The sequence below is a fragment of the Kitasatospora phosalacinea genome (genome assembly GCF_000716545.1).
Classification (GTDB): Bacteria; Actinomycetota; Actinomycetes; order Streptomycetales; family Streptomycetaceae; genus Kitasatospora; species Kitasatospora phosalacinea.
The window spans coordinates 1-3421 of record NZ_JNWZ01000137.1; the positions used below are offsets into that span (position 1 = coordinate 1).

Here is a 3421-nt window from a genome sequence, read left to right on the forward strand (position 1 = left end):
GCGGAAGAGCGCGCCGAAGGCGTCGGTGGAGAGCCGGCCGAGGAAGCGGGTGGGGGTGCCGAGCCGGGCCAGCGCCACGGCGGTGTTGGCCGGTCCGCCGCCCGGCAGGACGCGCAGGGCGAGCTCGCCGGGACGGGGCTGGAGGGCGTCGGCGAAGGCGTCGGCGACGCACTCCCCGAGGACGGCGATCGGGCGCTGGGCCATCGTTGCGCCTTTCGGATGCTAGGAGGAACAGGGGCGAACCGGACGCTCCGGACTACGGGAACCGGGCGGACGGCTCTCCGCCGGGCGGCGAGGTTGATTGCGGCCGCGTTACCCAGTCGTTACGCCGGAAGGGCTTGTGGCCCGGGTTGCGCAGACTTCATCATCACTCCCAAGCCGATGTCAACGATGACACAAGTCAACGATGACATTCCCGATGCAACTGATGCCCGCCCTGTCCGCCCGGGCCGCACCCCCAGGAGCCACCATGTCCCTCGCCTCTCGCACCACCCTGACCAGAACCGCGGCCGTCGTGCTGGCCGGTGGCCTGGCGCTCACGCTGACCGCGTGCGGCTCCGGTTCGAAGGGCTCCGGCGGCACCGGCTCCGCCGGCGGTGCGGTCAAGGTCGGCCTGATCACCAAGACCGACACCAACCCGTTCTTCGTGAAGATGAAGGAGGGCGCGCAGAAGGCCGCCAAGGAGAACGACGTCACGCTGAGCACCGCGGCGGGCAAGTTCGACGGCGACAACGCGGGCCAGATCGCGGCGATCGAGAACATGGTGGCCGCCGGGGTCAAGGGCATCCTGATCACCCCGAGCGACTCGAAGGCGATCCTGCCCGCGATCAAGAAGGCCCGGGACAAGGGCGTCGTGGTGATCGCCCTCGACAGTCCCACCGACCCGGTCGACGGCACCGACGCCCTGTTCGCCACCGACAACGAGAAGGCGGGCCGGCTGATCGGCGAGTACGCCAAGGCCGCGATGGCGGGCAAGACCGCCAGGATCGCCACCCTGGACCTCGCACCGGGCGTCGCCGTCGGACAGCTGCGCCACGACGGGTTCCTGCAGGGCTTCGGCGTCAAGGAGGGCGACCCGTCGGTGGTCTGTTCCCAGGACACCGGCGGGGACCAGGCCAAGGGCCAGACCGCGATGGAGAACTGCCTGCAGAAGGCGCCCGACGTCAACGTCGTCTACACCATCAACGAGCCCGCCGCGCTGGGCGCCTACACCGCGCTGAAGGCCAAGGGCCGGGAGAAGGACGTCCTGATCGTCTCGGTCGACGGCGGCTGCACCGGCACCCAGGCCGTCAAGGACGGGAAGATCGCCGCGACCTCCCAGCAGTACCCGCTGGTGATGGCCTCGGAGGGCGTCAAGGCCATCGCCGAGTACGCCAAGTCCGGTGTGAAGCCCATCGGTTACACCGACACCGGCGTCCACCTGGTCACCGACAAGCCGCAGGCCGGCGTCGAGGCCAAGGACACCGCCTACGGCCTGGAGAACTGCTGGGGCTGAGCCGCGCCCCGCTGAACCAGCGGTCCGGGCCGGATCTCCTGCCCCGACCCGGCCCGGACCGCTCCCACCCGTCGTGACGCCGCCACTCGGCGCTCCCGATCCGCTTCACCGGCAAGGACCTCTCATGACCTCATCCACCGTCCCGTACGGAAACCTGACCGGGCCTTCGACGCTGCGGCGGCTGGCGACGGCCCCGGTCGCGGGCCCGCTGGCCGCGCTCGTGCTGGCCTGCGCCTTCTTCTCCCTGATGACGGACCAGTTCCTGTCCGGCGGGAACTTCTCCCTGATCATCCAGCAGGTGATGGTGGTCGGTGCGCTGGCCGTGGGGCAGACGCTGATCATCCTCACCGCCGGGATCGACCTGTCCTGCGGCGCGGTGATGGCCTTCGGCTCGATCGTGATCGCGAAGACGGCCGCCGAGGGCACCGTCCCGCCGCTGGTGGCCATCGCGCTGGGCCTGGCGGTGTGCGCGGGCTTCGGACTGCTCAACGGCCTGCTGGTGAAGCTGATCCCGCTGCCGCCGTTCATCGTGACGCTCGGCATGCTGAACGTCGCCTTCGCGCTCACCCACATCTACTCGAACGAGCAGACCGTCAGCGACCTGCCCCGCGCGCTGACCTTCCTCGGCGAGACGTTCCCGCTCGGCGACACCGACGTCACCTACGGCTCGCTGCTGGCCCTGGCGCTGTTCGGCCTGTTCGCCTACCTGCTGAGCAGCACCTCCTGGGGCCGCCACGTGTACGCCCTGGGCAACAGCCCCGAGGCCGCCCGGCTCAACGGCATCCGCACCGGCCGCCTCACCATCGGCCTCTACGCGATCGCCGGACTGGTGTACGGCATCGCCGCGCTGCTGCTGATCTCCCGCACCGGGGTCGGCGACCCGCAGGCCGGGCAGACCGACAACCTCGACAGCATCACCGCCGTCGTCCTCGGCGGCACCAGCCTGTTCGGCGGCCGAGGCAGCGTGCTGGGCTCGCTGATCGGCGCCCTCATCGTGGGCGTGTTCCGCAACGGCCTCCAGCTGATGGGCGTCGCCTCGATCTACCAGACCCTGATCACCGGCGTCCTGGTCATCCTCGCCGTGACCGTCGACCAGATCTCCCGGAAGAGGATCCGCTGATGAGCACCACCACCGCCACCCCCGTGATCCAGGCCCGGGGCCTGGTCAAGCGCTACGGCCACGTCACCGCCATCGACGGCGCCGACTTCGACCTGCTGCCCGGCGAGGTGCTGGCCGTCATCGGCGACAACGGCGCCGGCAAGTCCAGCCTGATCAAGGCGCTCACCGGCGCCGTCACCCCCGACGAGGGCGAGATCCGCCTGAACGGCGAGGTGATCCGCTTCAACGGGCCGCAGGACGCCCGGGCCCACGGCATCGAGACCGTGTACCAGGACCTCGCGGTGGCCGCCTCGATGGACATCGCCTCCAACATGTTCCTCGGCCGCGAACTGCGCCGGCCCGGCCCGCTCGGCAGCGTCCTGCGGATGGTGGACAAGAAGCGGATGCGCGAGGAGGCCGCCGCGCACATGGCCGACCTCAAGATCGGCCTGCGCTCGCTCACCCAGCCGGTGGAGACCCTCTCCGGCGGCCAGCGCCAGGCCGTGGCGGTGGCCCGCGCCGTCGCCTGGGCCCGCAGCGTCGTCGTGATGGACGAGCCCACCGCGGCCCTGGGCGTCAAGGAGTCCGGGCAGGTCCTCGACCTGATCCGCCGGGTCCGTGACAAGGGGCTGCCGGTCATCCTGATCAGCCACAACATGCCGCACGTCTTCGAGATCGCCGACCGCATCCACGTGCACCGGATGGGACGGCGCGAGGCCCTGATCAAGCCGTCCGACTACTCCATGTCCGAGGTCGTGGCGATCATGACCGGTGCGCTCACCGTCGACCGGGACGGCGGCGGTACTGTCGTGGCGGACGCCGCCGCC

At 70.6% G+C, this 3421-nt stretch carries 4 protein-coding genes; 3 read left to right on the top strand and 1 reads right to left on the bottom strand.

Annotated elements, in window-relative coordinates; translation table 11 throughout:
* Positions 1-204: PfkB family carbohydrate kinase (locus OO48_RS33715; protein WP_033223403.1), on the bottom strand; the 204-nt coding region annotated here is incomplete at its 3' end.
* A 265-nt stretch (positions 205-469) separates the two neighbouring features.
* Between OO48_RS33715 and OO48_RS33720 the strand changes: the two genes are divergently transcribed.
* The 3 genes from OO48_RS33720 to OO48_RS33730 all read left to right on the top strand — a co-directional run.
* Positions 470-1495 carry a sugar ABC transporter substrate-binding protein gene (locus OO48_RS33720; RefSeq protein WP_033223405.1) on the top strand — a complete coding sequence of 342 codons (1026 nt, stop codon included), beginning with the start codon at positions 470-472 and terminating at the stop codon, positions 1493-1495.
* Between the two features lie 124 nt (positions 1496-1619).
* Positions 1620-2615: an ABC transporter permease gene (locus tag OO48_RS33725; RefSeq protein WP_033223406.1), complete on the top strand. Its 996-nt coding sequence runs from the start codon at positions 1620-1622 to the stop codon at positions 2613-2615.
* Positions 2615-3421, top strand: an 807-nt coding sequence (locus OO48_RS33730) for an ATP-binding cassette domain-containing protein (RefSeq protein ID WP_106970489.1), incomplete at its 3' end; no start/stop codon positions are given. The genes OO48_RS33725 and OO48_RS33730, both read left to right, overlap by 1 nt.